Annotated in this window: 25 protein-coding genes and 1 riboswitch; of the genes, 11 read left to right on the forward strand and 14 right to left on the reverse strand. The window is 63.4% G+C overall.

Annotation, left to right across the window (positions count from 1 at the left end; all coding sequences use genetic code 11):
* Nucleotides 1-15 precede the first annotated feature (15 nt).
* Together groES and AC04SF_RS30110 are read right to left on the reverse strand one after the other, a co-directional pair.
* Nucleotides 16-312: a co-chaperone GroES gene (gene groES / locus AC04SF_RS30105; protein ID WP_010915433.1), complete on the reverse strand. Its 297-nt coding sequence runs from the start codon at nucleotides 310-312 to the stop codon at nucleotides 16-18.
* 177 nt (nucleotides 313-489) lie between these two features.
* The gene (locus tag AC04SF_RS30110; protein WP_096456698.1) at nucleotides 490-1,116 is read right to left on the reverse strand and encodes a TetR/AcrR family transcriptional regulator; all 627 of its coding nucleotides are present in this window, start codon (nucleotides 1,114-1,116) and stop codon (nucleotides 490-492) included.
* A gap of 124 nt (nucleotides 1,117-1,240) precedes the next feature.
* On the opposite strand from AC04SF_RS30110, the gene AC04SF_RS30115 reads away from it, so the two are divergent.
* The 5 genes from AC04SF_RS30115 (at nucleotide 1,241) to AC04SF_RS30135 (ending at nucleotide 6,281) form a co-directional block, all read left to right on the forward strand.
* On the forward strand, nucleotides 1,241-2,428 hold the full coding sequence (locus tag AC04SF_RS30115) for an MFS transporter (RefSeq protein WP_488480749.1): 1,188 nt from the start codon (nucleotides 1,241-1,243) through the stop codon (nucleotides 2,426-2,428).
* A 5-nt stretch (nucleotides 2,429-2,433) separates the two neighbouring features.
* A complete protein-coding gene (locus AC04SF_RS30120) occupies nucleotides 2,434-3,714 on the forward strand; it encodes a D-arabinono-1,4-lactone oxidase (protein WP_488480836.1) in 1,281 nt (426 codons plus the stop codon).
* Complete coding sequence (locus tag AC04SF_RS30125) at nucleotides 3,711-4,856, forward strand: DSD1 family PLP-dependent enzyme (RefSeq protein ID WP_488480750.1); 1,146 nt, start codon at nucleotides 3,711-3,713, stop codon at nucleotides 4,854-4,856. Before AC04SF_RS30120 ends, AC04SF_RS30125 begins: the two co-directional genes overlap by 4 nt.
* Nucleotides 4,857-4,922: 66 nt before the next feature.
* The gene (locus tag AC04SF_RS30130) at nucleotides 4,923-5,873 is read left to right on the forward strand and encodes a bifunctional helix-turn-helix transcriptional regulator/GNAT family N-acetyltransferase (RefSeq protein ID WP_488480751.1); all 951 of its coding nucleotides are present in this window, start codon (nucleotides 4,923-4,925) and stop codon (nucleotides 5,871-5,873) included.
* Nucleotides 5,874-6,128: 255 nt separating this feature from the next.
* Nucleotides 6,129-6,281: an antibiotic biosynthesis monooxygenase family protein gene (locus tag AC04SF_RS30135; protein WP_488480752.1), complete on the forward strand. Its 153-nt coding sequence runs from the start codon at nucleotides 6,129-6,131 to the stop codon at nucleotides 6,279-6,281.
* Nucleotides 6,282-6,494: 213 nt separating this feature from the next.
* On the opposite strand, the gene AC04SF_RS30140 is transcribed toward AC04SF_RS30135, so the two are convergent.
* The 6 genes from AC04SF_RS30140 to AC04SF_RS30165 form a co-directional block, all read right to left on the reverse strand.
* Nucleotides 6,495-7,328 carry an AraC family transcriptional regulator gene (locus AC04SF_RS30140; protein ID WP_488480753.1) on the reverse strand — a complete coding sequence of 278 codons (834 nt, stop codon included), beginning with the start codon at nucleotides 7,326-7,328 and terminating at the stop codon, nucleotides 6,495-6,497.
* A gap of 117 nt (nucleotides 7,329-7,445) precedes the next feature.
* Nucleotides 7,446-8,465 (reverse strand): LacI family DNA-binding transcriptional regulator, encoded by a 1,020-nt coding sequence (locus tag AC04SF_RS30145; protein WP_096456711.1) that lies wholly within the window; start codon nucleotides 8,463-8,465, stop codon nucleotides 7,446-7,448.
* A gap of 69 nt (nucleotides 8,466-8,534) precedes the next feature.
* Complete coding sequence (locus AC04SF_RS30150) at nucleotides 8,535-9,644, reverse strand: ABC transporter ATP-binding protein (RefSeq protein ID WP_488480754.1); 1,110 nt, start codon at nucleotides 9,642-9,644, stop codon at nucleotides 8,535-8,537.
* 33 nt (nucleotides 9,645-9,677) lie between these two features.
* Complete coding sequence (locus tag AC04SF_RS30155) at nucleotides 9,678-10,544, reverse strand: carbohydrate ABC transporter permease (protein ID WP_096456715.1); 867 nt, start codon at nucleotides 10,542-10,544, stop codon at nucleotides 9,678-9,680.
* Nucleotides 10,537-11,463: a carbohydrate ABC transporter permease gene (locus tag AC04SF_RS30160; RefSeq protein WP_488480755.1), complete on the reverse strand. Its 927-nt coding sequence runs from the start codon at nucleotides 11,461-11,463 to the stop codon at nucleotides 10,537-10,539. The genes AC04SF_RS30155 and AC04SF_RS30160 overlap by 8 nt, the downstream gene beginning before the upstream one ends.
* A gap of 157 nt (nucleotides 11,464-11,620) precedes the next feature.
* Nucleotides 11,621-12,922 carry an ABC transporter substrate-binding protein gene (locus AC04SF_RS30165; protein WP_488480756.1) on the reverse strand — a complete coding sequence of 434 codons (1,302 nt, stop codon included), beginning with the start codon at nucleotides 12,920-12,922 and terminating at the stop codon, nucleotides 11,621-11,623.
* 453 nt (nucleotides 12,923-13,375) lie between these two features.
* Nucleotides 13,376-13,582: riboswitch (cobalamin riboswitch) on the forward strand.
* Nucleotides 13,583-13,673: 91 nt separating this feature from the next.
* On the opposite strand from AC04SF_RS30165, the gene AC04SF_RS30170 reads away from it, so the two are divergent.
* From AC04SF_RS30170 to AC04SF_RS30185, 4 genes are read left to right on the forward strand one after another with little or no spacing between them, the layout of a single operon-like run.
* Nucleotides 13,674-14,072, forward strand: a complete 399-nt coding sequence (locus AC04SF_RS30170) for a DUF1636 family protein (protein ID WP_488480757.1) — start codon at nucleotides 13,674-13,676, stop codon at nucleotides 14,070-14,072.
* Complete coding sequence (locus AC04SF_RS30175; protein ID WP_488480758.1) at nucleotides 14,069-14,857, forward strand: ABC transporter ATP-binding protein; 789 nt, start codon at nucleotides 14,069-14,071, stop codon at nucleotides 14,855-14,857. Before AC04SF_RS30170 ends, AC04SF_RS30175 begins: the two co-directional genes overlap by 4 nt.
* A 47-nt stretch (nucleotides 14,858-14,904) precedes the next feature.
* Nucleotides 14,905-15,852, forward strand: coding sequence for an ABC transporter substrate-binding protein (locus AC04SF_RS30180; protein ID WP_488480759.1), 948 nt, complete (start codon nucleotides 14,905-14,907; stop codon nucleotides 15,850-15,852).
* Entirely contained in the window at nucleotides 15,852-16,895 is a 1,044-nt protein-coding gene (locus AC04SF_RS30185; protein WP_488480760.1) for a FecCD family ABC transporter permease, read from the forward strand. The genes AC04SF_RS30180 and AC04SF_RS30185 overlap by 1 nt, the downstream gene beginning before the upstream one ends.
* A 23-nt stretch (nucleotides 16,896-16,918) precedes the next feature.
* On the opposite strand, the gene AC04SF_RS30190 is transcribed toward AC04SF_RS30185, so the two are convergent.
* From AC04SF_RS30190 to AC04SF_RS30215, 6 genes are read right to left on the reverse strand one after another with little or no spacing between them, the layout of a single operon-like run.
* Nucleotides 16,919-17,854 carry a phosphatidate cytidylyltransferase gene (locus tag AC04SF_RS30190; RefSeq protein ID WP_488480761.1) on the reverse strand — a complete coding sequence of 312 codons (936 nt, stop codon included), beginning with the start codon at nucleotides 17,852-17,854 and terminating at the stop codon, nucleotides 16,919-16,921.
* Complete coding sequence (locus tag AC04SF_RS30195; protein WP_027057501.1) at nucleotides 17,854-18,516, reverse strand: lysophospholipid acyltransferase family protein; 663 nt, start codon at nucleotides 18,514-18,516, stop codon at nucleotides 17,854-17,856. Before AC04SF_RS30195 ends, AC04SF_RS30190 begins: the two co-directional genes overlap by 1 nt.
* Nucleotides 18,513-18,956, reverse strand: coding sequence for a hypothetical protein (locus tag AC04SF_RS30200; RefSeq protein WP_488480762.1), 444 nt, complete (start codon nucleotides 18,954-18,956; stop codon nucleotides 18,513-18,515). The genes AC04SF_RS30195 and AC04SF_RS30200 overlap by 4 nt, the downstream gene beginning before the upstream one ends.
* Entirely contained in the window at nucleotides 18,953-20,293 is a 1,341-nt protein-coding gene (locus AC04SF_RS30205; RefSeq protein ID WP_488480763.1) for a phosphatase PAP2/dual specificity phosphatase family protein, read from the reverse strand. Before AC04SF_RS30205 ends, AC04SF_RS30200 begins: the two co-directional genes overlap by 4 nt.
* A gap of 13 nt (nucleotides 20,294-20,306) precedes the next feature.
* Nucleotides 20,307-22,091 carry a bifunctional alpha/beta hydrolase/class I SAM-dependent methyltransferase gene (locus AC04SF_RS30210; RefSeq protein ID WP_488480764.1) on the reverse strand — a complete coding sequence of 595 codons (1,785 nt, stop codon included), beginning with the start codon at nucleotides 22,089-22,091 and terminating at the stop codon, nucleotides 20,307-20,309.
* Between the two features lie 36 nt (nucleotides 22,092-22,127).
* On the reverse strand, nucleotides 22,128-22,736 hold the full coding sequence (locus AC04SF_RS30215) for a CDP-alcohol phosphatidyltransferase family protein (RefSeq protein ID WP_488480765.1): 609 nt from the start codon (nucleotides 22,734-22,736) through the stop codon (nucleotides 22,128-22,130).
* Nucleotides 22,737-23,005: 269 nt separating this feature from the next.
* Here AC04SF_RS30215 and AC04SF_RS30220 point away from each other — a divergent pair, with 269 nt between their 5' ends.
* A complete protein-coding gene (locus tag AC04SF_RS30220) occupies nucleotides 23,006-23,479 on the forward strand; it encodes a MarR family winged helix-turn-helix transcriptional regulator (RefSeq protein WP_488480766.1) in 474 nt (157 codons plus the stop codon).
* The gene (locus AC04SF_RS30225) at nucleotides 23,476-24,654 is read left to right on the forward strand and encodes an HlyD family secretion protein (protein WP_488480767.1); all 1,179 of its coding nucleotides are present in this window, start codon (nucleotides 23,476-23,478) and stop codon (nucleotides 24,652-24,654) included. Before AC04SF_RS30220 ends, AC04SF_RS30225 begins: the two co-directional genes overlap by 4 nt.
* Nucleotides 24,655-24,824: the final 170 nt, after the last annotated feature.

Raw genomic sequence — 24,824 nt, forward strand, 5'->3', positions numbered from 1 at the left:
CGGTGAGGCCGATGATCAGCCGATGATGCCCATAATGTCGGATTCCTTCATGATCAGAAGGTCTTCGCCATTGAGCTTGACTTCGGTGCCCGACCACTTGCCGAACAGGATGCGGTCGCCAGCCTTGACGTCCAGGGGGACCAGCTTGCCGCTTTCGTCACGGGCGCCGGAGCCGACGGCGATGATCTCGCCTTCCTGCGGCTTTTCCTTCGCCGTATCGGGGATGATGATCCCGCCGGCGGTCTTGGATTCGGATTCGACCCGGCGAACGACCACGCGGTCATGAAGCGGGCGGAACTTCGACTTTGCCATTTTTTCTTCCTCGAATGAGAACGGTGAGAAACAGTTCCTCCGTCCGGCGAAGCCGGACACATAGTTAGCACTCACCAGGGGCGAGTGCTAACGTGGCGCTGAAATAGGCCGCCGACCTGCGAGAGTCAAGGCGCGCGGCAGCCTCGAAAGACGGTAATTTTTTCCACGGATTGGGGCTTAGAGAAACAGCCGCAACTGTGTGTGGATGATCGACCGGTAATCCTCGATGGTCCGGCGGCTTTCCGCTTCGCCCTCCGCGAGCGCCAGGCGCACCACGCCACCGGCGAGCTGGAATATCAACAGAACCATGCGTTCGAACTGCTCGTGCTTGCCCGGTTCGATCAAGGCGGTGACATGATCGCAGAACATCTTGGCCTGATGGCGGGTTTCGGCGATGTCGAGATTCTTAAGCGCCTTGTCGGCCTGGATGGCGTTCTGCAGGTCCTGGATGGCCGGATCGCCGGCAACACGGCTGAGGTAGTCGTCAAGCAGCCGGTCGGCCGCAGCGATAACGTCCTTGGCTTCGCGGACGTCGGCGATGATCGCAGTCAATCGCGCGCGGCTGACCTCCGAGAACCGCTCGTAGAGCATCGCAAGGATCGCCGACTTGTTGGGGAAGTAATGATAGACTGTGGCGATCGGCCCGCCCGCCAGCATGCCGACCTCCTTCATGGTGACGGCGTCAATGCCCTTCTCGCCGATCAGCCGCATGGTCGTCGACAGGATGGCGTCGATGCGCTCGCGGCTGCGCTCCTGCTTGGGTTTGCGCCTCGGCTCCGTCGCTGTTCGCCTTGCTTCCATCATGCACTGATCTTTCGCACGAATTGCCAAATTCTGGTTGACAAAAAATATGATCAAGTATCAGTTTCTGAAATGCTGACAGGTTGTCAGCTTTTTTGCCGTACGGCAAGGACGTTGGGAGGCGCCTTTGACTTCGACAAGCACCGGTCATCTGGGCGACGGCGACTGGCTGGTCGGCAATCCGACCGGCGGGCAGCTTGCCTCGGCCCTGTGGATCGGCTCGGTCGGCCTGCTCATTCTCGGGCTGCAGCCCGTCCTGCTCGGCGCGCTCTACACCGAGGGCCATGTCAGCGGCGATGAGCTGGCACTGGTCGCCACCGCCGAGATGATCGCCATTGCGATCGGTTCGGCTGTTGTGGCGATGCTGCTGTCGGCCCGCAACATGCGCTGGAAAAGTGCGGTCCTGCTGCTCCTGCTGGCACTGGCGAATGTCTGGACGGCCTATGCCGCCGGCGTCAATACGCTGATGGCGGCACGTGCTTTGGCCGGTCTCGCCGAAGGCGGCTTGGTCGCGGTCGCCACCGAACTGATCGCCCGTTCGCGGCGTGCCGAACGCATCGGCGGCTATTTCGTCACCATGCAGACGCTGGCGCAATGCGCGCTTGCCTTGCTGCTGGCGCTCTATGTCATTCCAGCGGCCGGGTCGGCCGGCGGCTTTCTCATTCTCGCGGTCGTCTGCGTCCTGTCGCTCGTGATCGCCTTCATCGTCCCTGCCGATTACGCCGACCTGCCCAAGGATGAGAATCTGGCCAATGTGCTGACGGTTCCTTCTATCACCGCGCTGTCGTGCGTCTTCTGCTATTTCATGTTCTTCGGCTCGGTCTGGGCGTTTCTGGAACCGCTTGGCGCGCAGTTCGGCATCGACGGCCGCACCGTCGGGCTGATCGTCTCGGCGAGCCTCGCGGTGCAAGTCATGGGCGCGATGACGGCGACCGTGTTCGAGGCACGCATCGACTATCGCCTTGCCATCGCAGCCATTGGCACTGTCGCGCTTGTCGCCTCGCTCATCCTTGCCAGCGGACCTGGCCTCTCGACATTCTGGGTCGCCGCCCTGGTCATGGGTTTTATCCTCCTGTTCATCGTGCCCTACCAGATACGGCTGGCGATCACGGCTGATGACACCCGCACCGCCGTGCTGCTGGTGCCGGCCGCCCAGCTCTTCGGCCTGGCGATCGGGCCGGTTGCGGCGTCGCTGCTCATCGACGGCAAGGATTTTCGCCCGGTTCCGGAATTTGCCGCCGCCAGCGCTGTCGCCAGCGTAGCGCTGCTCGGCTTTTTTGTCCTCGTGGCGCGGCATCGCCGGGTCGTCGCGTGAGCGCCATGTCGAACATCTGGAGCAACTGGTCCGGCTATGTCACCGCAAAGCCGAGGCTGATCGCCAGCCCCGCCGATGCCGGCGAGCTCGGCGACCTCGTGCGAACGGCACCAGGTCCAATCCGCGTCGTCGGTGCCGGTCACTCCTTCACGCCGCTGGTGAAATCGCAAGGTACCATCCTATCCCTGGAGAGGTTGGAGGGGCTGGTTTCGCATGACGCTGAAAAGCATCAGGCGCGCGTGCGGGCAGGGACGCGGCTTGGTTCGCTGATGCACATCCTGCAAGGCATCGGCCAGGGCCTGCCCAATATGGGCGATATCGACCGCCAGGCGATCGGCGGCGCATTGGGCACCGCCACCCATGGCTCGGGACCGACACTCGGCGCCTATCACACGCAACTGGAAACGGTGCAGATCGTCGACGGGCTTGGCAAGGTTCGCGAGTTCAACATAGCAGGGGATCAGGACACGATCCACGCCATCGGCGTCGCGCTCGGTGCCTTCGGCGTGTTGAGCGAAGTGACGCTGAACAACATTGCGACCTACCGGCTGCGCCGTCGCAAATGGGTGCTGCCGATCGCCGACATGCTGCGCGACTTCGAGAAGATGATGACCGCGCACCGCTCTGCCGAATTCTACTACATTCCGTTTTCCGGCTATGCGCAGTTCATCGCCAGCGATTTCAGCACCGAGGCGACCACCACGCGCCCGACCGACGATGACGAAGGCTCCTTGCGCACGCTGCGCCGGTTGCGCACCGGGCTTGCCTGGCTGCCGTCGCTGCGCCGCCGGCTGATCCTGGGCGCCGTCGCGAAAGTGCCGTCCGAGGATTATGTGCAGGACTGGCTCAACGTCTATGCCAGCGACAGGCAAACCAAATTCAACGAGATGGAATATCACCTTCCCTTCGAGGAAGGGCCGAAGGCGCTGGCCGAGATCATAGAGCTGACCGAGAAGCGCTTTCCCGAGGTCTATTTCCCGATGGAGGTGCGCAGCGTCGCGGCCGATCAGTTCTGGCTCTCGCCCTTCTACAACAGGCGGACCTGCTCGATCGCCATCCACCATGATGCGGCCAGCGATCCGTTGCCCTTCATGCAGGCGGCCGAGCCGATCTTCCGCAGATATGGCGGCAGGCCGCATTGGGGCAAGATGCACAGCCTGAAGGCGGCGGACTTCAAGAAGCTCTATCCGCGCTGGGATGACGCCATGGCGGTGCGCCGCGACATCGATCCGCAGAACCGCTTCGTCTCGCCCTATATGGCCGGGCTGTTCGGCATCGAAGCATGAGGACCTATTTTTCCGCCCTATCGGAGGCACTGAGGCAAGCCAGCGTCTTCCAGCCTTGCCTGCTGCTCGACCTTGATCGGCTGGACGGCAACATCGCGCTGGTGAAAGGTAGGCTTGACCCCGGTCTTGCGGTGCGGCTGGTCGACAAGTCGCTCGCTTGCCTGCCGCTGCTGTCGCATATCGGAAAAGCGCTCGGAACCGATCGCTTCATGACTTTCCACCCGCCGATCAGCGCGGCGGTGCTGAAAGCGTTTCCGGACGCGGATCTGCTTTACGGCAAACCAATGCCGGTCGGCGCAGCAAGGGCGGCGCAGGTGAAGGATGACGCCGACTGGTCGCGTGTCTGCTGGCTGATCGACAGCGACGAAAGACTGGCCGAATATGGCGCTCTCGCCGCCGAACTCGGTGTCGACCTGCGTATCGCCTTCGAGATCGACGTCGGGCTGCATCGTGGCGGCTTCGCCGACCCGGAGGCCTTGTCGCGGGCGTTGGAGGTGCTTTCGACCCACAAACGGCTACGTTGCGAAGGCGTCATGGCCTATGAAGCGCATGCACCGCACATTCCTGGCCTGTTCGGTGGCCCGGCCAAGGCGTTGGCACAGGCCTCGGAACGGGCCGAAGCTTTCGTCGCATGCCTTGGTGCGGATCACCGAGGCATTCTCAACATTGGCGGTAGCAAGACCGCGCTGCTGCATCACGGCGGCATTGCCAATGAAGTGTCGATGGGGTCGGCCTTCGTGCTGCCCAGCGATTTCGACACGCCTAGCCTCGACGATTTCTTGCCGGCGGCCTTCATCGCGACGCCGATCCTGAAAGTGGTCGAGCCGATGCTGCCGGGTTCGCCGGCCGCTTCGCGTCTGCTGCAGGCGCTCGGCCGGTTTCCCCGCAAGGGCTGCTACCTCTATGGCGGCAAATGGATGGCCGAGCCTGTCTTTCCCGAAGGCATGAAGACGAATGGCCTGCTCGGCTTGTCCTCGAACCAGCAGTTCATGGGTCTGCCCGCCGATAGTGCCGCAAGGCCTGGCGACTACGCCTTCCTGCGGCCGACGCAGAGTGAGGCCGTGCTGCAGCAGTTCGGCCCGATCGCGGTGCTTTCCGGCGGCAAGATCGTCGATCGCTGGCCGGTTTTGCCGATGATGTGATCGAGCCGGGCCAGATAATTGACTCTGTCAAGTAAATGGTTGATCCTGTGCGGACAGGAGATGCTCATGACGATTCACCATCAGCCCAACAATGATGCACCCAACAAGCAACTGATCGATGCTGTGCGGGCCTTCAACCGCTTCTACACCCGCCAGATCGGACTGCTCGACGAAGGGCTCTTGAAAAGCGCCTTCTCGCTGACCGAAGCGCGTGTGCTTTACGAGCTGGCGCACCGCGACGGTCTGACCGCGACCGACCTTGGACGCGACCTCGGTCTCGATGCCGGCTATGTCAGCCGTCTGTTGAAGAAGTTCGAGCGGCTTCAGCTCATCTCCAGGTCGACGCTGGTATCGGACGCCAGGCAATCGTCGATCGCGCTGACGCCGGCGGGCAGGAATGCCTTCGCACCGCTGAACAAGGATTCGCACGACCAGGTCGCGGCCTTGCTCGATCGGCTGCCGGCGTCCGAGCAGGACCGGCTGGTGAAGTCCATGCGCACGGTCCAGGCACTGCTCGGCGAAAGCGCCGAACCGAAAATCCCTTATCTGCTGCGGCCGCTGCAGGTCGGCGACATCGGCTGGATCACCCGCCGGCAAGGCATGCTCTACGCACAGGACTATGGCTGGGACGAAACCTATGAGGCGCTGGTCGCCGAAATCCTCGCGGCCTTCGTGAAATCCTTCGATCCGAAATGGGAGCGCGGCTGGATCGCCGAGCGCGATGGCGAGGTGGTCGGCTCGGTCTTCGTCGTGCGCAAATCGCCGGAGCTGGCCAAGCTGCGCCTGCTCTATGTCGAACCCTCAGCGCGCGGCCTCGGCATCGGCAAGCGGCTGGTCGAGGAATGCATCGGCTTTGCCCGTGCGAAAGGCTACAAAACGCTGACCTTGTGGACCAACGACATCCTGACCGCCGCCCGGCACATCTACCAGGTGGCCGGCTTCAAACTGATCGAGGAAGAGCCTCACCATTCCTTCGGCAAGGACCTTGTTGGCCAGACCTGGGATCTCGACCTTTAGCGAAGCTTCTCCGCCATCCGTTTCCATGATGCGCGGTTGTTGGCGGCTTGCGCCGATGCTATGAAACGCGGGTCGAAAAGGACCCTGGAGCGGCAAACGGTAAGCCCGCTCCCTTCCACCGGCTGGAAGCTCCGTTCCCATCCAAGATGGGAACCCACGGCAAGCCCACGGCGTGCTTTTACGCCAGGCTTGGCGTTCGGAGTTTTCGCTGATCGGCGTTCCTTCGTTTGCCAGGCGCCAACGAGGAGAAGAAGAATGCCCATCATTCGCGCCGAGACCAGCGTCATCACCCAGATCAATGTCTTCACCGTACCAGAAGGCGGACAGCAGGCGCTGATCGACCTGCTGCGCGAGGCGGCGATGAGCTGCCGCGGCGTTCCCGGCTGGATGTCCGCCAGCCTGCACTGAAGTCTCGATGGCACGCGTGTCGTCAATTACGCCCAGGCGCATGACCAGGCGGCCATGCAGCGGGTGTTCGAGCATCTGCGCGGCAGTGGTTTTCTCGATCGCAACCAGGCCTTGGGTCAGGCCCAGCCCGGCCTTTATGAGGTCGCCTGCACCGTGGAATAGGCGGAGCGGCGGACCGTCTCTTGGCCATGCCAAGGGACGGTTGCCCGATACCTATGACTTGACCGGTATCCAGATCTCCAGCCCGCCATTGCCGCTGCGCGGATCGAACTCCGGGCCATAGCGTTCGAATTCGGGCGCGTCAGCTATTTCGTGCCCTGAGGCCGGCAGCCATTTGTTCCAGATCGTGTTGACGGTGCGGCGGATGGTCGAGATGTGTTCGCGATGGGCAAAGACCGCGTATTTCTGCGCGGGCACGCGAACACGGCTGAATTCCCTGGGAAGGTCGGAAAAGTCTGTCACCTCGACGCCGGCGATGTAGTCGAAATTGCCGGCATCGTCGCCATTGACGCAGACGCCATAGGCAACGTCGCCGGTCTCGCCGGGAATGTTGCCGATATAGGGGCCGAAGCGTTGCCACTGCATCGGAATGGCGGCGCTGGTTTCGCAGCTGTAGCGCTCGCCGATCCCGGCGATCAGGAACGGCCGGCTGGTCTCGAAGCGTGGCGGTTCGAGGTTGGTGAGAAGGGACTGGTCCATCAGGATCGGCTCCACGAGGTCGAGGGTCTTGGTCGAGCCTTGCGCGCGCACCAGTTCCGGCGTGGTGCCGAACTGATCGCGGAAGGCGCGGGTGAAAGCCTCATGCGAGTTGTAGCCGGCGTCGAGCGCCACCGAGAGGATGTCGGGCGCCCCGCCGGCCAGCCTGCGCGCCGCCTCGGTCAACCGGCGCGCGCGCATATAACCCATCACCGAACGGCCGGTGGCGGCGCCGAAGGCGCGCGTCACATGAAAGCGCGACACGCCGCTGCTTTGCGCGACGTCGTCGAGTGTAACAGCCTCCGGTAGGTGGCTCTCGACGAACCACAGCGCTTTCTCGGTCGGGTTCATGGCTCCTCGCATTTGGCTGGGCCATCTTGCCCTCTCCGCACGCGGCAGTTTGATCGAAATTGCGCTTGCCGTGCAATCAACGCGGCGATGATCGGCAGCGCTCGCCGAAGCCGCAGGTCAGGAAGCGGCCGGGGCGGCGCAGGAATCTCTGACGACGAGCGTCGATTTCAGTCGCACCGAACGTGGCGCGGCGGTCAATCCGTTGATCCGCTCGACAAGCATCTGCGCGGCCCTGTGGCCGATCTCGTTGCAGGGCTGCGCGATGAGGGTCAGCCGGGGTTCGAAATAGTCCGCCCACTCGAAATCGTCGAAGCCGGCAAGCGATATGTCTTGCGGTATTCTCAGGCCCGCTTTGCGGATGGCCGCCACGGCGCCGATGGTTGTCAAATTGTTGCCGGTGATGATGGCGGTTGGCGGATTTGCCAGTTTGAGCAAGGCTGCCACCGCGTTTTGAGTGGCTTCGAAATTCATGTTCGAAGGCTGCACGAGATCCGCGTCGAAACCGATGCCGTTGCGTTTGAGCCCCAGTCGATAGCCTTCGATGCGCTCCCTGGTGGTGCTGAATCCCGCCTGGGCGCCGAGCATGCCGATTCGCCTGTGGCCAAGTCCCGCAATGTGCGAAACCAGATTGGCGACGGCCTGCTTGTTTTCGACGCCGACATGGTCGAAGGCCGACTCGGCGAACCGGTCGACGAGCACGGTCGGAATGCCGCTCCTTTCCAGATAGCGGACGGTCGCGTTTTCAGGGTCGCCACAGGGGGCCAGAATGATGCCGTCGACCCTTCGCTCCTGCAGCGCCTGCACCACGGCGAGTTCATGACCGGGCTCGTCGCGCGTGTCGGCAAGGAAGACCAGCAAGCCGAGGCGCGCGCACTCGTTCTCGATGGCGCAGATGATGTCGCTGAAATAGGGATTGGTGATCGCCGAAATGGCGATGCCGACATAGTTGCTGACCTTGCGCGCCAGCGATCTTGCCAGCGCGTTCGGCTGGTAGCCGGTCGCGGCGATCGCCTCGTTGACCAGGGCGGTTTTCTCGGGGCTGACGAGACGCGTGCCGTTGATGACATGGGACACGGTGGACGTGGACACCCGGGCGCGGCGCGCAACGTCGCTGATCGTTGCAGCCGCCTTCGCCATCCCGTCACCTCAATCCGGCTTTTGCCTGTCCATGAACCTTGTGCGGATGCCGGTCCGCGCTCCGACTATTCATTGTTGCCGGCTATAATCAATGAGGTTTGTGCCGCTGTCGCCGTCGAAATAGTGGACATGGTCCATGTCGATGGAAAACAGCCGATTTTCCCCAACCTTGGAACGGTCTCTGGGCGGCAGCCGTGCGATGCACCGGTGATCGCCCGCACTGAGGTCGAGAAGAACTTCATGCCCCAGATGCTGGATCACATCGACATCGAAGGCGATGGAATCGGGCTCGGGTACGGCACCTGGCGGCAGGATGCTGAAATGCTCCGGCCGCACGCCGAGCGTGACCTTCTTTCCCTTGTGGCCGGCAAGTGCCGCACGCCGGTTCTGCGGCACCGCGATCCGCACTGCGCCGGCCTTGTCCAACAGGGAATTGCCATCGTACAGCAGGCTCAGGAAGTTCATGGCGGGCGATCCGATGAAGCCGGCGACGAACTGGTTGGCTGGCCGATTGTAGACTTCGAGCGGCGCCGCCGCCTGCTGGATCTTGCCGCCATACATGACGACGATCTTGCTGCCCATGGTCATGGCCTCGGCCTGATCATGCGTGACATAGACGGTCGTGGTGCCGATCTCCTGATGCATCTTGGTCAGGAAACTGCGCGCCTCGATGCGCATCTTGGCGTCGAGGTTGGACAGAGGTTCGTCCATCAGGAACACGCCGGGGCGGCGAACCAGCGCGCGTCCAAGCGCGACGCGCTGCCGCTGGCCGCCGGACAGCGCCTTGGGCAGTCTGTCGAGCAGGTCATCGATACGTAGCCGCTGCGCAACTTGCCGTATCTGCGCATCCATATCGGCTTTCGGGGCTTTCCGGATCTTCATGCCGAAGGCAATGTTGTCGCGAACCGTCATATGCGGAAACAGTGCATAGGACTGGAACACCATGGCGATGTCGCGGTCCTTCGGCGGCAGCGTGGTAACGTCGCGCGCACCAATGCGCAAAGTGCCGCCGGTGATCGATTCCAGCCCGGCGATCATGTTCAACGTCGTCGTCTTGCCGCAGCCTGACGGTCCCACCAGCACGGTGAATTCGCCATCTTGTATGTCCAGGTTCAGCCCGGACAGCACCGGCACCATCGCATAGCGCTTCTCGACGTCCTTCAGGGACACTTCAGCCATTGCAAATTCCTTGTTGCGAAAAGACCAGGGGCATCAGCCCTTCACAGCGCCCGAGAGATTGCCGCCCGAGATCTGCCGGTAGGTGAGGATGAACAGGATGACGATCGGCAATTGCGAGATGACGAGACCCGCGGCCGGCAGATTGAAGACGGCGAGGTAGCGGTCGCTGTTCAGTTTCAGCATGCCGACGGTCACCGGAAAATTGTCTTCGCTGTTGAGGAACACCAGCCCGAACACGAATTCCTTCCAGATGGCGATGAAGTTCAGCGTGTAGCCGACCAGAATGCCGGGAACCGACAGCGGCAGGATCACCTTCCAGAAGACCTGGAAATCGGTCGCGCCCTCGACATAGGCGGCCTTCTCGATTTCAGGCGGAATTGTCGTCATGAAGCCGCGCAGGATCAGCACCTGCAACGGCATTCCATAGACGCCGTGCACGATGATCAGCCCGATCTTGGTGTCCAGCAGGTGGAATGTGCGCAGCGTGTCGTAGAGCGGGATCAGCACCGTCTGCTGCGGCAGCATCAGGCCGGTCAGCAAAAGGCCGAAGATCCACTTGCGCCCGGGAACATTCATGCGGCTGAGCGCGAATGCGGGAACCAGCGCCAGTGTCACCGCGAGCGCTGAGCCTGCGGTCGCATAGATCAGGCTGTTTCTCAAAAGCGTGCCGAAGCCGAGACCGAACCAGACATCGATATAGGGCTGGATCGTCGGCGACTTGGGCAAGGCGAAAGGCCCTGCCAGGAACTCGGCGTTCGACTTGATCGACGTCATCACGATCAAAAGCAGCGGTCCAAGCCATACGGCCGCCAGGACCAGCATCAGCGCGGTCGCGGCGAGTTTGGGCAGAACCGCAAGGAGACGGCCGCGGCCGGCGGGATTGATGGCCATATCAGACATCGAAAGCACCTTTCAGCACCTTGCCGAGCAGCACGGCCGCCAGCGACCCGGCAATCACCAGGATGACGACGCTGAGCGCCGCGCCGTAGCCGAAGCGGGAATTCCAGAAGCTTTCCATGTAGACGAGATAGCCAAGCACGTTGGTCATGCCGAAAGGCGCGCCCTTGGTCAGCATGGCGATCAGGTCGAAGGCGCGCAGCGATTCGAACAGCGTGAGCATGACGATGATCGCGGTTACGGGGCGCAACTGCGGCAGGGCGACGCTGCGGATCATGCGCCAATGCCCGGCGCCCTCGATGCGGGCGGCGTCGAATGTTTCTTTCGGAACGTCACCGAGGCCGGCGAAGTAGAAGATCATCGGCATGCCGGTGAAGGCCCAACCGGAAATGACCGCCAGCGTGTAGAGCGCGATGCGGTAGTCGCCGAACCATTCATGCACCAGGAAGCCGAGGCCGACAGACCGCAGCAATGTGTCGAAGGCGCCGAACACCGGATTGAGGATCAAAAGGAACATCAGGCCGACCGCGATCAGCGACATGGTCACCGGAAAGAAGACGATCGTGCGCAGCAGCGACGGCGCAAACACCAGGCGCGCCTTCATCACATAGGCGATCAGGAACCCGAGCGAGACCGGGAAAACCAGCGAAACGACCAGCCACTTGGCGTTGTTGATCAGCGCTATGTAGAAATACTTGTCCTGGAACAGGTAGGCGTAGTTGGCGAAGCCGACGAATTTCTTCTGCGGCGCCATGCCGTTCCATTCGAAGAAACTGAGGTAGATCGTGTAGAGGATCGGGTAGCCGATGAAGCAGGCGAACACCAGCAGCGGCACGGCCACGCCGAACACGGTCACGAACACATGCTGGCGGGCGTAGCCGACGAAGGTGCCGTCATCGAAGCGCCTTGCGCTGCTGGCCATGGTGTCGCGCCTTTCGATTGATTCAGGAAATGGTTTTGGCAGCGCCCGCGATGCGCGTCGCCACCATCCCGGTTCGGGAGAGGATGACTGCCTCTGCAATGAAGCACGTCGTGACGGACCGGGAGAGGCGCCTTGCACCTCTCCCGGTCCGTTCGCGTTACGACTTCTTGACGCGCGCGGCCTCGTCCTCGGTCAGCTTCATCGCGTCCTCAGGTGACATGGCGCCGGCCAGAACACCCTGTACGCCGTCGAGGAACTTGTCGGAAATCGCCGGCGGTGTGGCATGGTCGACATGCATGAAGGTGAAGGAGCCGGACTCGGCCATCGCCTTGCCAAGGCGCTGCTCCATTTCGCTCAGCCGCGACAGGTCGGAATTGACGTTCGACGGGAAAGGCTTGTCGAGCTCGAGCTTCTTGCTCATAGCTGCGTCGGAGACCATCCAGTCGAGGAACTCCGCCGCCGCATCCTTGTTGGGGCTGTTCGCATGGATCATGATGGTGTCCTCGGCGAAGACCGACATGATCGGCTTCTTGTCCGGGAAAGCCGGCATCGGGAAGAAGTCCATCGGCACGACGCAGCATTGCGGCTGGTCGCCGCGGAAGCGGCCGAGATTGAACGAGCCCTGATACCAATGCAGGCCCTTGCCCTGAGTCCACGGCACCATGGCAGGCCCGAGATCGATCGAGTTGAACGACGGCTCGAACATGCCGTCCTGGGCCAGCTTCTGCATCATGGCGGTCACGTCGACGGCGCGCGGGTCGGTCCACGGTATCGTGCCGTTGATCAGCCCGTCATAGACGTCCAGCCCGTGCTTGTTGACCAGGATCGCGGACCACATGAATTGTGAGGGCCACTTCTTCTGGTTGGCCAGCATGAAGGCGGCAAGGCCGGCTTCCTTGCCCTTCTGTGCATTGGCCATCAGCTCATCCCATGTGGTCGGAACCTTGAGGCCGAGCTGTTCGTAGATGTCCTTGCGGTACCAGACCACCGACGCGCTCATCTCCGTCGGCACGAAATGCTTCTTGCCATTGTAGACCGACAGCGCCACGCCGGCCGGGTTCAGCTTCTTGTCCCAGCCATACTTCTCGTAATAGGGCGTCAGATCGGCGGAGAAACCGTTGTCGACGATCTCCTTGCCGCGGCCGCCTTCCCAGGAATAGAAAAGATCAGGCGGATTGCTCGATGACAGCTCGATCGTCTGCTTGGTCTTGTAGGTCTCGCCGTCGACGCTGGCTCCGGTGACATGGACCCGGTCGCCATTCTTCTTGTTCCATTCGTCGATCAGCCAATTGGCGTAGACCTCCGAGGACGGCCATGGCGCCCGGTAGAAATACCTGATTTCGGCGGGCGCGGCCCGCGCCACCTTGACCCCTGACGCCGCCGCCACTGCGGTCGCGCCGAGTGCAGCGGAAGCCTTCATGAAAGTGCGGCGGGACAGTGCATTCTGTTTGATGTTCATCGTTTTCCTCCCGGTTCGATCTGACAATGACAGGCAGCAGCAAGCCGCCGCGAAGCGCGAGCGCGACGCGTGTCGACAGTGACTGTTGCTGACCCTCCGAAGGCGAAGTTGGTGGCGTGGTTCTTCCGTCGCCAAATTCGTCACGGAGATTGAATTAATCTAATCGAAGCGCTTGCGCAAGCGCTTCGATGGTCAATTTCGGATATTTTCGGTTGCCTCCAGCCGGGCTGGTTTGACTGAACTCCGCCTTGCGCGGTCGCAACCTTGCCGACAAGCCGACATGGCTCTCACGACAAGGGGATTGACAGCGGCAGAGGATATCATTCTAACGTTATGTTATGACATTACGAATGGAAATATCACATGTGTCTTCTCTGATGAGGCCAAGGCTGCTGGTGCCGCGATGGTGACAGGCTTGGTCGAAAAGAATCGTTGCGATGCGCCGGGGGCAAATCTACGATGCTCGGCTGATGGTCCCCGCGCCGAAAGGCAAGGGGTGAAAAGGGAACACGGTGAGACCCTCAAAGGTCGAGGCCGTGGCTGCCCCCGCAACTGTAAGCGGTGAGCAAGATCCGACACGCCACTGGCCGGCAAGGCTGGGAAGGCAGGATTGCGCAACGACCCGCGAGCCAGGAGACCTGCCATCACTGAGTTGACCGGACGGGGTGTGCCGGGAGGAAACGTGGACGTCGGTCTTGTCGGCCGGCTCGCCAACATCCTTCCGTTGCCAGTTTTGGAAAGTGACGGAAAGTTGGACGGCGCCATCGATCATCGCATCATCGTGTGCACGCTTTGCCGTGACATCCCGACCGGCATCAGGTCGGGCGAGAGCCTGTGCGCCGATTTGCGCTCCCGGCTCGCGGCCTACCATGAGTCGGCCTTGGCGGATTGCTTCACGATCGAAGGCGTCGAATGCATGGCGGGCTGCGCGCGACCGCTGACGGTGGCCTTCCAGGCACCAGGCAAGGCTTCCTATCTTTTCGGCTCCATCGACGCTGAGGCCGACGCCGGCGATCTCGTGCGATTTGCCAGGCTTTACGCGTCGCTCGCCGACGGCTGGTGCAATTCCGGACAACGTCCGCCGCGACTGGCCGGCAAGACTCTGGCCCGCATTCCCGGACCGGTCAAGATTGCGGGCGACAGCCGATGACAATGCCGCTTCTCGAAGCCCGCGACCTCTGCGCGATGGCGAATGGCCGCGATCTGGTCCATGCGGTCAGCCTGTCGGTGGCCTCTGGCGATCGTCTCGCCATCATCGGCCCCAATGGTGCCGGCAAGACCACGCTGCTGCGCATGCTCTCTGGCATGCTCAGGCCAAATGCGGGCGAGGTGAAGCTCGGTGGGCGCCGCCTGGACAGGATCTCGACCGCCGAGCGGGCCCTGCACATCGCTGTCGTCGGCCAGACCGACCAGCCCGATCCGCGCCTGGCGGTGATCGACTATGTCGAGCTTGGCCGCGTCCCGCATGCGGGCCTGAGACGCAGGAGCGAGGAACGCGATATCGTCGTCGACGCGCTGCGCCGGACCGGCCTGTTGCCGCTGCTTGCCCGCAGCATCGGCTCGCTGTCGGGCGGCGAACGCCAGCGCGCCCAGTTGGCGCGCGCCATCGCGCAGCAACCGAAAGTGCTGTTCCTGGACGAGCCGACCAACCATCTCGATCCGCGTGCCCGCGCGGAATTGCTCGAGCTCGTGGCCGGCTTCGGCATGACCGTGATCGCGGTGCTGCACGATCTGGCCCTGGTGGCGCCCTTCGCCACCAGGGTCGCGGTGATGCACGAAGCGCGGCTGCATGCGCTGGCCGCGCCGCGCGAAGCGCTGACCCAAAAACTGATCCGCGAGATCTTCGGCGTCGACGTGTTTCGCCTGCGCCATCCGACCGAGGACCGCGAACTGACGGTGTTCGATGTTCCAAACCGCGCCGCGCCGCCATCCTGATCGAACCCATCCCCCATCCCACACTGTTCAACCAAGGAGCAAAATCCGTGAAACGTCTCGCACTGTCGCTCGTCTTCTCGCTGCTGGCCTCGACAGCCTTCGCCTTCCCGGTCACCGTCGACAGTTGCGGCAAACCGCTGATCTTCGACGCGCCGCCCAAGCGCGCCGTCATCCATGATCTCAACATGGCCGAGATGGCCTTCGCACTGAAGCTGCAGCCATCGATCGTCGGCCTGACCGGCATCACCGGATGGTACAAGGTCGGCCCCGAATTCAAGGCCGAGCAGGGTGCCATCCCGGAACTGGCGCCCAAATATCCGACGCTCGAAAACCTGGTCGCGGTCGAGCCCGATTTCTTCTTCGCCGGCTGGTACTATGGCATGAAGCCGGGCGGCGACGTGACGCCCGACACGCTCGCCCCGCACGGCATCAAGACGCTGGTGCTGACCGAGAGCTGCGTCCATCTCGACAAGAACCGCCCCGCCGCCTCGATGGATCTTCTGTATGGCGACGTCGAAAAGCTCGGCAAAATCTTCGGCAAGGAGGCGGACGCGGAAAAGCTCGTCGCCGGCTGGAAGGCGCAACTGGCTGACATCACCACCAAGGTCGGCAGCGCCAAGGGGACGCGTGTGTTCCTCTATGACTCAGGCGAGGATAAGCCGTTCACCGCCGGAAAATTCGCCATCCCCAGCGCCATGATCTCGGCGGCCGGCGGCGACAACATCATGGCCGACATGGACACCAGCTGGGGCAACACAGACTGGGAAACGGTGGCATCACGAAATCCGCAATTCCTCATCCTGCTCGATTACCAGGATGGCGGCGGCTACAAGAAACTGCTCGATTTCTTGAAGGCTCATCCGGCAATGAAAGAGACGGACGCGGTCAAGAACGAGCGCTTCGTGGCGCTCCGCTATGCCGAATTGACGCCCGGACCGGCAAACATCGAGGCGATCGCCAAAATCGCCAAGGCGATGCATCCGGAAGCATTCTGATGCTTCTTGCCCCCGGACCCGGTGCGCTTTCAGGGCACAAGGCATTCGCGCTGGCGATGGTGGCGGGCACGGTGGCGGTGGTCGCCCTCGTGCTCATGTCGATCGCCTATGGGTCGACGCTTATCCCGCTGACCGACGTCATCGCCTCGCTTGGCCATGCCGTCGGGTTGAACGAGCACCAGGTGTCGGGTCCGGTCGGCAAGATCGTTGTCGATTTGCGCCTGCCGCGCACGATCCTGGCGGTGTGTGTCGGTGGCGGCCTCGGCATGACGGGCGCGCTGTTGCAGACGGTAACCCGCAACGATCTCGCCGATCCCTTCCTGTTCGGGCTGTCGTCGGGAGCCGCGGCGGGAGCGGTTTCCGTCATCACCGTCTTTGGCGACAGTTTCGGCATCTGGACCTTGCCGGTCGCCGCCTTCACCGGCGGCATATTGGCCGCCTGCATCGTCCTGCTGCTTGTGGCGCGGGTGCGGGGGCAGGGGCCGGAACGGTTGATCCTCGCCGGCCTTGCCGTCTCCTTCCTGTTCACGGCCGTCACCAACTATCTGGTCTTCGCCGGCGATCAGCGCGCCGCCCATTCGGTGCTGTTCTGGACGATGGGCGGGCTCGGGCTGGCGCGCTGGGACAATGTCTGGCTGGGCGCCTTGGGCGCCGGCACGATCGCGGCCTACGGGCTGTGGAACCATCGCAGGCTGGACGCCTTCCTGGCCGGTGAAAGTGTCGCCGAAAGCCTTGGCGTGCCGGTGGCGAGGATGCGCAGGACAACGTTTCTCGTCGCCGCCTTCTCGACGGCAATTCTCGTCTCGGTCGCCGGCGTCATCGGCTTTGTCGGGCTGATGATCCCGCATCTGTCGCGGCCGCTGGCCGGTCCGCTGCATCTGCGCCTGATCGCCAGCTGTGCGCTGTGCGGAGCGGTGCTGTTGCTGGCAAGCGATCTTCTGGCGCGGACCTTGCTGCCGCCGCAGGAACTGCCGATCGGCATCATCACCAGCTCGCTCGGCGCCTTCTTCGTCGTCACGCTGGTCGTGCGAAAACGGCTCTGACCGCCGGGGTGGAGGCTGCCGGTTCAGACTGTCCAGAAATAGCGCACGATGTGGAAGAAGATCGGGGCGGCGAAGATCAGGCTGTCGGTGCGGTCCATCATGCCACCATGGCCTTCGATGAGATGGCCCCAGTCCTTGACACCCTGGTCGCGCTTGATGGCCGAGGCCACCAGCCCGCCCAGAAAACCCATCGAACAGGCGACGAAGGCGACACATGCCGCCTGCAGCGGCGAAAACGGCGTCACGAACGACAGGAGTGCGCCGAGCAGGCTCGCCGACATCAGTCCGCCGATCAGGCCTTCCCAGGTTTTCGACGGTGACACGGTCGGCGAGAAACGGTGTTTTCCGAACAGCTTGCCGAAGATGTATTGCAGCACGTCGCTGCCTTGCACGACGATGATCAGGAAGGCGATCAGCAGCAGGTTGCGGCCTTCGAAGCCGGGCACGTCGAGTGTCAGCAGCGCCGGAACATGGCTGACGCAATAGACCGATATCATGACAGCCCATTGCTGCGCGGCGATCCGTTCGAGAAAGCGTTCGGTGTCGCCATGCAGCGCGGTGATGGCCGGCATCAGCAGGAAGCAATAGACCGGAATGAAGATGACGAAGAGGCCGTACCAGGCGGTCCACACCAGCCAATACTGAAACGGGATGATGATGCCGAACATGCCAAGCAGCACCCAATGGTCGCTGCGGCGCGTGTGCGTCAGCGTCACGAATTCGCGCAGCGACGCGAAGGAAATCAGCGCGAACAGGATGGTCAGCCCGTAGCGGCCGAAGAAGAAGGCGACCGTCATCAGCGCCACCATCACCCACCAGGCATTGATGCGTTGGGTGAGATTGACCAGCGTCGAACTGAGCGGCTTCGGCGCCCGCGCCGAAAGTATGGCGGCGACGATGCTGGCGGTCGTCAGCACCGCGAACAGGCCGATGATCAGGATCGAGATGTCGTGGCGCATCAATCGTCTCGTTCGGGGCGCGGGTTGAGCGCCAGGAGCGTGGCGTGGGCTCGGTCGAGGAAGGCGCGCCGCTCTTCGCCCGGGGCCACCGTCACCGGCGCGCCGAAGACGACGCGGCACAGAAGCGGCACCGGCAGGAACTGGCCCTTGGGCAAGACGCGCGACATGTTCTCGATCCAGCACGGGATCAGCTCGACCTCAGGCCGCGCCATCGACAAATTGTAGAGCCCGGAGCGGAAGGCCAGCAGTGGCTCCTCGGTCATGTTGCGTGTGCCTTCGGGAAACAGGATCAGCGAGTGGCCCTGGTCGAGAACCGACAGCATGATCTCGATCGGGTTTTCCTCGGGCTTCGTCCATTGCCGGTTGATGAGTACGGACGACAGCATGTCCTCGGCAATGAAGCGGCGCAGCCGCGATTTTCCCCAGTATTCGCCGGCAGCAACCGCATGGGTGATCGCGCGCTCTTTTTCACTCAGGCAGGCCGACAAAAGGATGAAGTCGCCATGGCTGGTGTGGTTGGCGAAATAGATGCGCTGCCGGTCCGACGGCAGGCTGCCGTTCCAGATCGGGCGCACCCCGGTCACCACCCAGGCCAGCGCCGAGAGTCCGACGGAGGTTACCGTCTGCAGCAGCGTAAAAGTCTTTAATGCAAGCTTGCTCATCGCGGCGCCCAGAATCCGGCCGCCAAAAGCATCGCCACGAACAGGCCAATGGCTATGCGTTGCCTGGTGAGCAACCGGCGCGTACCGGCCATGCGCTCGTCGAGCGAACGCGTGGCGGGCGGCAGCGGCTTCAGGCGCATGCGCGCCAAGAGCTCATCCACCGCGGCGCCGCCGGAAATCTCGTCGTCGTGGCTGGCCATCAGCCGGAACAGCAGCGCATCGAACGCCAGCAGCGCCGATAGCGCCAGCACGGCAACCGCGCTCGCGGCGGCGAGCGACAGGGCGAGGGCCGCATGCCGGGTCTCGAAGGCGCCGCGCGCCGAAGCGGCCAGCGGCGCAAGGATGTTCGCTGCCACGACAACTGCGGCCGGCCACGCGGCCTGCCGCATCAGGATGCGAGCGAAGCGATCGGTGCTTTCCTGGTAGGCATTGCCGGTCATGACGTCGCCCGCTCCGTGGCCTCGGCAAGATGAACCGGCCGGCCGGCGGTCGTCAGCATCTCGCGGGCCAGGGCAGGTGTCCTCGCCCTGCCGGTCGCCACCAGCCATTCGGCGACAACGCCGGCGCTGCGCTGGAAGCCGAGCGCGCAGCAGACCAGCACCGTTCCGTCGCGGCGCGCTTTCTCCACCGCACCGGCTGCTTGTTGCTGCATCGTCACCGGTGGCGGCAACAGGTCGACCGTCGGAAAGCTGATCCAGCCGCACGTCGCTCCCGCCGGCCTTTCAAGTTCGGCGGCGAGGTCGATGACCGTGCCGAAGCCGTTGGCCTCGCTTGCACTGGGAAAGCGCCCGAGAAAGACGCCGTCGGTCACCGCGACCTGCGGCGCAAGATCACGCGTCCATGCCCATATGTTTGTCTTGACGCCGAGGCGGTAAGGCAAGAGCAGGATGCGGCTTGCGAGCGTGACGCTGCCATCCGCGGATTTCTGGAACACTTTTGCGCCGGCTCCGGCATAGGCAAAGGCGACGACGGCCAGCGCCAAAGCCGGCCAAAGCAGGATGAGTGCGACGGCGGAAAGGAAGGCGCCGAGTGCAGCGCCGGCCAACGCAAGGACGCTGCCCAGCCCGTAGAAGAGCGCCAGCCGGCGGGCTTTCGCATCGCTGGTCAGCCGGCCGCCTGAAAACGGCAATTCGCCGCCGCGGGGAAACAGCCACAGCGCAAAGAAACCGAGCAGCGCGCCGGTCGGGATGTCGATGAAATGATGTTGCCAGGTCGTTAGCACCGAGGCGCCGATCAGGAAGCACCAGCCATGCCAGAGCGGCAGGAGAAAGCCGGAGAGCCGGTGGCGCCAATGGTCCCAGATGATCACCAGCAGGGCGATATGCAGCGAGGGCGCCTGGTTGAACGGCTTGTCGAAACCGCCAAGCACGGCAAACATGAAGCCCGGCAGGCCGGTCGTTGTCGGCCGCACGAATGTCGCGGTCAGCGGGAACAGGATGAAGCAAGAGACGGCGACGATCTGCGCGGTGAGAAAGCGGCCGGCCAGGCGGTCGACCCCTTGCCGGCTGTCGTTGAGCAGCAGCGACAGGCCGTAGAACAGGTTGATCGACCAGTAGGGCACGATGGTCCAGGCGACGAACGGGATATTGTGTTCCCAGGAGAACACGATGCTGCCGACATCGTCGCGGCGCGACGCCAGCCAGTTGGCGAAGCTATAGGTCAGGTAGAAGAAAGGCGCCAGGAACGCCAGCCACAACGCTGCCCTGACGACCACCCGGCCATAGGGTTCGGTGGTTACTGTGGCTGCGGATTGCGAAGCTTCAGGGTCAGTCGGCATGCCTCGGCTGGTCCTACAGGCGCCGCGCGACCGAGACGGTGAAGATGCCCCATTGGTCGATGCGCTGGTCGAGTTTCTCGAAACCGGCGGCTTCGACCAGCTGGTCCATTTCGCCTTGCGTGCGCCGGCGCATGACCCAGGCCTGGCCACCGCGATGCGAGGTCAGGCTGCGCGCGATCATCTCGAGCTGCGGATGCCAGGGCTGGTTGGTGTAGAGGAGCAGGCTGCCCGGCTGCATGGCGCGGGCCAGTCCACCGAGCGAGCGGGCGATCATCGCGTTGTCGGAGAACAGTTCGTAGAGGCCGGAAACGATGGCGAGGTCCGGCGCCGGATCGATCGCGGCGAGCATCTCGGCATCGAAAGCATCGGCGCGCTGGAACGAGACACTGGGCGGCAATTGCCGCTCGGCAATCAGCTTGCGGCCAAGCTCGACATTGAGGTCGGAGTAATCCTGCAGGCGCACGCTTGCCGGCTGGTCGGGGCTCTTCACGACGGCATCGAGAACATAGCGGCCGTGGCCGGCGGCGATGTCGAGAATGTGCGCCGGCCGGCCGGCGGCCTTGAGCGTCGCCAGGCAAGAGCCGATCAGTTCTTCGAGATGCAGCTTGCGCTGGCGAATGCCGCGCCAGCCGATGGCCTCCAGGAAGATGCGATCGACGAAGCGGCCAAGCGGCGTCAGCCCGCGCGCCTCGTTCTCGTAGACATAGTCCAGCGTCGAGCCGGAATCGAAGCCGGTGGTGACGCCGGCCTTCATGCCCGACGAGACCCAGGCGCCCATGCGGATGGAGGCGCGGCTGAAGGCCCAATAGAGGCCCTTGGGCGACAACAGGTCGAGCGGCGAGGCAAGCCGGTCTGCCTCGTCGCGGGTGTAGCCGGCGATGTCAGCCTGTTTCAGGTCGACCACTGCGTCCGGTGCCGTAAATTGCCTGGCCAGGAACGGCCGGATCAGGTCGAGAGCCTGTCCCCGGTCGCGCTCGCCCAGCGTATCGTGGAAGAAACCCGGCAAGACATGGCGTTCCTTGGTCCGGCTGCCGAGATTGACGAAGAATTCGTGCTGCGGGCCGTGGCGCACCACCCAGTCGCTTCCCGAAAGCAGAAGCTGCGTCGGCACGGTGATGGCGCGGGCGTCCGCAACGATACGGGCGGCGTGCTGGTAGAGCTCGACCAGGATGTTGGAGGCGATCGGCCGCGTGATCAGCGGATCGCTCTCGAAAGAGGCGATGCGCACGGGATCATGGGTCAGGAATTTCGCCTTGACGTAGGAGTTGACGAAGAAGCGGCCCTTGAGCTTTTGCCAGAGCGCGATGCCCTCCTTGGCGAAGGGCACGTAGAGCTTGACCGAAAAGGCCGGCGAGGCCAGCACCATGGCGCGCAGTTTCGGCGCGTAGTCGTGCACCCAGGCCGCGGCAAGCACGGCGCCGAAGGACTGCGCGATCAGCGCGATGTCCTGAGTGGCGAAGCCATCCCTGGCGGCGATCTCGCGCGTGAAGCAGTCGATGTCGCGCACCAGCGCCGAGAAGGACGGAGCATAGCCGCGCTCACCGGAGGAGCGGCCATTGCCGCGGGCGTCCCAGGCGTAGAAGGCGTGGTCCGGCATCTGCAATTCGTCGACGAGATGGGCCATGCGGCCGCCATGTTCGTGGCCGCGATGGAAGAGCACCACCGCGCCCTTGGCACTGGCGGAGGCAGCCGGCCAGAACCGGTAGAAGATTTCTGTCCCGTCATGGCTTTGGAAGACGCGCTCCTGCGCTTGGCGGCCAAGATTTTCCGCAGCCGCTGCGATCGGTCCGTGCATCATGGTTTTTCCCTCTGCCGGCATGGCGAGCCTCAGTGCTCAGCTGGCGCTGCCAATAAGACCGGCGCGTATCCGGTTTATGGCGGTCAGCAGCGAAAGCGTTGCCATGGCCGGAAACACGAGCGCCGCGATGGATGCCGGCCACAGCCCGGCGGCGCACAGGATCGCCACCACGCCCAGCGCCAGCGCCCTGTCGCTCTTGCCGAACGGTCCGGCATAATTGCGTCCGATGCCGGCGGCGATGCCGAGCACACCGGCGAACTCGGTCAGCACCGCGGTGATGGCGAAGGCGATGACGCCCCATGCGCCGAACAGCGCAAAGGCTGCGAAAGGCAGGATCAGCGCCAGGTCCGAAACGACGTCGCAAATCTCGTTCAGATACATGCCGAGCGTCGAAGCCTGGCCGTGTTCGCGCGCCAGCATGCCATCCACCGCATTGAGCGCCATGCGCACGAACAGCACGACGGGAATTATCAGCAGCGGCCAGCGCCGTTCATGCAGGATCGCGATGGCCGCTCCGGCCACGATCGACATCAGGGCCGCCAGGATGGTGATGCTGTTGGCGGTGACGCCGATTGCCGCCAGCCGGTTGACCAGCGGCCGCAGTCTTCCCTGGAAAGCCGGCTTGAGCGCGTAGAGCGTCGGCATGGCGTCGATCCCCCGATCCTGACCTGCGGCTGTACATGAATATGTCACACGCGACCAGCGGCCGCAGCGCCCAAACGGGCACTCGCGTCTTGATGCGGCCGGTATTTGAACGCCGCCCGGCGATGCGCGGTCGCCGTGTACCCATCTCGGGCCACGGCTCTTACCAGTTGCTAACCATGATCATGCTGCGCCATTGCCGTGCACATTTGCCGGCTTCCGAGATCACACAGCCGCTTGAATAGTAAGCACGCTTATTATATATACCGCTCATGGTTTCAGACGGCACCGACAGATTGGGATTTTTGATCCACGACGTGCAGCGCCTGATGCGCAAGCGTTTCGAGACGCGTGCCAGTGGGCTTGGCCTGTCTTCGGCGCAATGGCGCCTCATGGTGCGCGTCGCCAAGGAGGAGGGCGTCACCCAGGCCCGGCTCGCCGAACTGCTCGAAATCGAGCCGATCAGTGTCTCGCGCCTTGTCGACCGGATGGAAGAGGGCGGCTGGATCGAGCGCCGCGCCGACGCCGCCGACCGCCGCGTGCGCATGATTTTCCCGACCGCCAAGGCAAGCGCTGCCTATGCCGAGGTCAAGAGCCTCGCCGGCGAAGTCTATGAGGAGTCGCTTGTCGGTGTTTCGCCGGAGGACCGTCGCGTCCTGATCAGGGCGCTCGATGCGATGGCGCAGAATCTGGCGGACGGCGATACCTCGGAAAAAGTCGAGCCTACGAAAGGCGCAGCAGCATGAATGCGGTAGCCAAAGTCGACGAAAACGCCGCCAAGGTGGAGATGGAAGCTCCGGCCCAGCCGACTGCTGCTCCCGTCGCGGTCGCTTCTCCCATAGAGCCGGTCCAGGCGCCCAAGAAGAAGCGCCGCATGGGCCGCTTCCTTTTGATGTTTGCCTTGCCGGCGGCGCTGATCATCGGTGGCGGCTATGTCTGGGTGACCGGCGGGCGCTATCAGGAAACGGAAAACGCCAATCTGCAGCAGGCCAAGGTGTCGATCGCCTCGGACACGGCCGGCCGCATCGTCCAGGTTGCGATAGCGGACAATCAGATGGTCAAGCAAGGCGATCTCCTGTTCGCCATCGACCCTGAGCCTTACCGGATCGCGCTTGCCCAGGCCGACGCGGCCGTGGCCGCCGCGCGCCTCAACGTCGAGCAGCTGCGCGCCGCCTACAGCCAGTCGACGGCGCAGGAGAAATCCGCCAGCAGCGAGGTCGACTACGCGCAGTCGCAATATGACCGCGCCGCCGATCTCGCGCAGAAGGGCATCAACGCCAAGTCGTCGCTGGATCAGGCCCGCAACGACCTCGACAAGGCAAAGCAGCAGGTCGCCGTCGCCCAGCAAGGCATCATCAGCGCCAAGGCCGCACTTGGCGGCAACCCCGACATCGAAACCGACAAGCACCCGACCGTGATGGCCGCGCTCGCCGCACGCGACAAGGCCGCCTACGACCTGGCGCAGACCACGGTGAAGGCGCCCGCCGATGGCGTCATCTCCCAGGCCTCGTCCTTCAAGGTCGGCCAGTATGTCGGCTCCGGCACGCCGCTGTTTTCGCTGGTCGAGACCAACGACACCTGGATCGATGCCAATTTCAAGGAAACCCAGCTCACCAATATGCGGCCGGGCCAGAAGGCCGAGATCGTCGTCGATACCTATCCGGGCAGGACCTTCGAGGCGACGGTCAAGGCGATCGGTGCGGGAACGGGTGCTGAATTCTCGCTGCTTCCCGCCCAGAACGCCACCGGCAACTGGGTCAAGGTCACGCAGCGCATTCCGGTACGCTTGGAACTGACCGATCCCGACGCCAGGATGGCGCTGCGGACCGGCATGAGCGCCTCTGTCACCGTCGATACCGGTGTTGCCCGCGGTTTTCCCGCAATATTCGGTCACGCCACCGCTGGCGAGACCGCGCACTAAAAATCAGCTGAAGCCCGCGGCGACCAGGCGTGTGGAAGTGGATAGCAGGATTGGTCTGACGGGAGGAGTGTGAAGGATCAGCGTTTGGTTCGAGCCGCGTTGCGGCCTGGCCGAAATCTGAAATCTTCGGCACGGACCCTTCGGTCCTCATGTTTCCGGGCGGCAGGCAT

The sequence above is a fragment of the Mesorhizobium sp. CNPSo 4671 genome (assembly GCF_057784245.1).

Excerpts from the sequence above, each read along its gene's own strand:
- AC04SF_RS30225 (WP_488480767.1), top strand. The coding sequence starts at position 23,476 with ATGAATGCGGTAGCCAAAGTCGACGAAAACGCCGCCAAGGTGGAGATG.
- AC04SF_RS30190 (WP_488480761.1), bottom strand. The coding sequence starts at position 17,854 with ATGCGCCACGACATCTCGATCCTGATCATCGGCCTGTTCGCGGTGCTG.
- groES (WP_010915433.1), bottom strand. The coding sequence starts at position 312 with ATGGCAAAGTCGAAGTTCCGCCCGCTTCATGACCGCGTGGTCGTTCGC.
- AC04SF_RS30210 (WP_488480764.1), bottom strand. The coding sequence starts at position 22,091 with ATGATGCACGGACCGATCGCAGCGGCTGCGGAAAATCTTGGCCGCCAA.
- AC04SF_RS30160 (WP_488480755.1), bottom strand. The coding sequence starts at position 11,463 with ATGGCCAGCAGCGCAAGGCGCTTCGATGACGGCACCTTCGTCGGCTAC.
- AC04SF_RS30155 (WP_096456715.1), bottom strand. The coding sequence starts at position 10,544 with ATGTCTGATATGGCCATCAATCCCGCCGGCCGCGGCCGTCTCCTTGCG.
- AC04SF_RS30130 (WP_488480751.1), top strand. The coding sequence starts at position 4,923 with ATGACGATTCACCATCAGCCCAACAATGATGCACCCAACAAGCAACTG.
- AC04SF_RS30175 (WP_488480758.1), top strand. The coding sequence starts at position 14,069 with ATGACAATGCCGCTTCTCGAAGCCCGCGACCTCTGCGCGATGGCGAAT.
- AC04SF_RS30140 (WP_488480753.1), bottom strand. The coding sequence starts at position 7,328 with ATGAACCCGACCGAGAAAGCGCTGTGGTTCGTCGAGAGCCACCTACCG.
- AC04SF_RS30125 (WP_488480750.1), top strand. The coding sequence starts at position 3,711 with ATGAGGACCTATTTTTCCGCCCTATCGGAGGCACTGAGGCAAGCCAGC.
- AC04SF_RS30165 (WP_488480756.1), bottom strand. The coding sequence starts at position 12,922 with ATGAACATCAAACAGAATGCACTGTCCCGCCGCACTTTCATGAAGGCT.
- AC04SF_RS30215 (WP_488480765.1), bottom strand. The coding sequence starts at position 22,736 with ATGCCGACGCTCTACGCGCTCAAGCCGGCTTTCCAGGGAAGACTGCGG.
- AC04SF_RS30200 (WP_488480762.1), bottom strand. The coding sequence starts at position 18,956 with ATGACCGGCAATGCCTACCAGGAAAGCACCGATCGCTTCGCTCGCATC.
- AC04SF_RS30205 (WP_488480763.1), bottom strand. The coding sequence starts at position 20,293 with ATGCCGACTGACCCTGAAGCTTCGCAATCCGCAGCCACAGTAACCACC.
- AC04SF_RS30145 (WP_096456711.1), bottom strand. The coding sequence starts at position 8,465 with ATGGCGAAGGCGGCTGCAACGATCAGCGACGTTGCGCGCCGCGCCCGG.
- AC04SF_RS30110 (WP_096456698.1), bottom strand. The coding sequence starts at position 1,116 with ATGATGGAAGCAAGGCGAACAGCGACGGAGCCGAGGCGCAAACCCAAG.
- AC04SF_RS30135 (WP_488480752.1), top strand. The coding sequence starts at position 6,129 with ATGCCCATCATTCGCGCCGAGACCAGCGTCATCACCCAGATCAATGTC.
- AC04SF_RS30195 (WP_027057501.1), bottom strand. The coding sequence starts at position 18,516 with ATGAGCAAGCTTGCATTAAAGACTTTTACGCTGCTGCAGACGGTAACC.
- AC04SF_RS30185 (WP_488480760.1), top strand. The coding sequence starts at position 15,852 with ATGCTTCTTGCCCCCGGACCCGGTGCGCTTTCAGGGCACAAGGCATTC.
- AC04SF_RS30220 (WP_488480766.1), top strand. The coding sequence starts at position 23,006 with ATGGTTTCAGACGGCACCGACAGATTGGGATTTTTGATCCACGACGTG.
- AC04SF_RS30150 (WP_488480754.1), bottom strand. The coding sequence starts at position 9,644 with ATGGCTGAAGTGTCCCTGAAGGACGTCGAGAAGCGCTATGCGATGGTG.
- AC04SF_RS30120 (WP_488480836.1), top strand. The coding sequence starts at position 2,434 with ATGTCGAACATCTGGAGCAACTGGTCCGGCTATGTCACCGCAAAGCCG.